Below are 1,756 nucleotides of genomic sequence, written 5' to 3'. Positions count from 1 at the left end.
TGACGGGCTGGTGGGGGCCGCTGTCGGTGCTGATCACGCCCGTCACCCTGCTGGGCAACCTCGGCGCGCTGTCGGGCATCCGGCGCATCCCGGAGCCGGTCGCGCCGGGGTTCCGGCCGCCGCTGGACCCCGGAAAGCCGGTGTTCAAGCGGCCGGCCGGAATCCTGGCACTGATCCCGATGGGCCTGCTGGGCGTGGCGGTGGTCGCGTTCACGGCGCTGGTGCTCGCCGGTCTGGTGGCCGGGGCGAGTGACCGTGCCGACGAGCCGACGCTCACGGCCGGCTCGTGCGCCCGCAACGACGCGACCTGGCCGGAACAGGACCTCCAGCCGGAGAGCTGTGACTCCTCCGACGCGGAACTCCGTGTCACCGCCCCGGCGAACGGCACCTGCCCGGCCGGGGACTACATCGCCTACCCGGAGTACAGCGAGGACGGCGACACGTCGCTGTGCCTGCGGCCGCTGAAGGCTTAGCGAAACACCCCGCCCGCCGTCACGGCCACCACGCCCGCCGTCACGGCCACCACGGTCACCAGCGTGGGCCCCTGCGCTCGTACAGGGGGAACAGCGGGAACAGCGAGAGCGCGGCCCCTCACTGCACCTGCGGCCGTCGAAGGGTTAGCGGGGCACCCCGTCCACCGCCCGCCGCCACTCCCCCACCGCGGCCGCCGACACCGGGGTCTCCCATCCGCCCGGTCGGGCCGCGCCGCCGATGTGGAAGGCGGCGACACCGGATGCCCGCAGGTCCGGCACATGGTCCAGGCGCAGTCCGCCGCCCACCAGCAGTTGCTGCTCGTACCCCGGCTCGCCGGTCCTCGACGACTCCGTGCGGAGCACCGGCAGGCCCTCGTCGACGCCGGTCGCGGAGCCTGCCGTGAGGTAGGTGTCCAGGCCCGGCAGGTCGGCCAACTGCTTGCGCAGGGCGTCGCGGTCCGAGGCGTGGTCGAGGGCCCGGTGGAAGGTCCAGCGGCAGCCGTCCAGCGCTTCCACGACCCGCTCCACCGCCGCGAGGTCGACGTCGCCGGCCGCGTCCAGGAAGCCGAGCACGAACTCCTCGGCCCCGGCCTCCCGCATCTGCTCGGCGATCCCGACCAGCCGCCCGACGTCGTGGGCGTCGCCCGCCCCGAACCCGTCCGACAGCCGGAGCATCACCCGCAGCGAGATGTCCACGGCGTCCCGGATCGCGGTGACCGTCGAGACCGTCGGCGTCAGACCGTCCGCCGCCATGTCGGTCACCAGTTCCAGCCGGTCCGCCCCTCCGGCCTGGGCGGCGATCGCGTCCTCGACGTCGAGGGCGATCACCTCCAGGACTGCACGCTTGCTCATGGGACCCCATTCGTCGACGGTCTCGGGCGGCTACAGGTCTAGTCCAATTCAAGAATACGCCGCCCCGGGGTCCCCCTCACCGCCGCGTCTCAGCCGATCTCGGCGAAGATGTTCAGCTCCTTGGCCTCCACCCCCGCGAGCTCGTACGTCCGTCCCTCCACCGGACGCCCCGAGTACAGCCGTACGAGGGTCGCCGCGTCCCCGATGTAGCGGGCCGGGGTGCGGTCACCGGCCGTGTCGCCGAGGCGGAGCGGTTCGTCCAGGTCGTCGAGGTCGGCGTGGAGGGGGAGGTGGCCGCGTTCCCGGGTGGCGCGGGCCAGCAGGGCCAGCGCGTCGGGCAGCCCCGCGCCCCCGTAGGCGCCCGGCTCCCCGAACACGTCCCGCACGTCCCCCGCGTGCACCCACTCCCCCAGCCCGATGATGTCCAGCAC

General features: G+C 73.7%; 2 protein-coding genes and 1 pseudogene. 1 reads left to right on the top strand and 2 read right to left on the bottom strand.

Features of this window, described 5'->3' with window-relative positions:
• Positions 1–473 (top strand): LppU/SCO3897 family protein (locus AOJ26_RS40930; protein WP_053853386.1); only part of this gene is annotated, 473 nt, incomplete at its 5' end.
• 144 nt (positions 474–617) lie between these two features.
• Here AOJ26_RS40930 and AOJ26_RS40925 read toward each other — a convergent pair.
• Positions 618–1,325: a copper homeostasis protein CutC gene (locus AOJ26_RS40925; protein WP_053853385.1), complete on the bottom strand. Its 708-nt coding sequence runs from the start codon at positions 1,323–1,325 to the stop codon at positions 618–620.
• A gap of 89 nt (positions 1,326–1,414) precedes the next feature.
• Positions 1,415–1,756, bottom strand: a pseudogene (locus AOJ26_RS40920) (hypothetical protein); the annotation flags it as partial.

The sequence above is a fragment of the Streptomyces sp. NRRL B-24085 genome (assembly GCF_001282115.1).
GTDB lineage: Bacteria > Actinomycetota > Actinomycetes > Streptomycetales > Streptomycetaceae > Streptomyces.
The sequence above is the reverse complement of the archived record's forward strand: the minus strand, read 5'-3'. Positions and strand labels throughout refer to the sequence as shown.

Bases quoted from the DNA above. Each gene is read 5' to 3' on its own strand.
- AOJ26_RS40925 (WP_053853385.1), bottom strand. From the start codon at position 1,325: ATGAGCAAGCGTGCAGTCCTGGAGGTGATCGCCCTCGACGTCGAGGAC.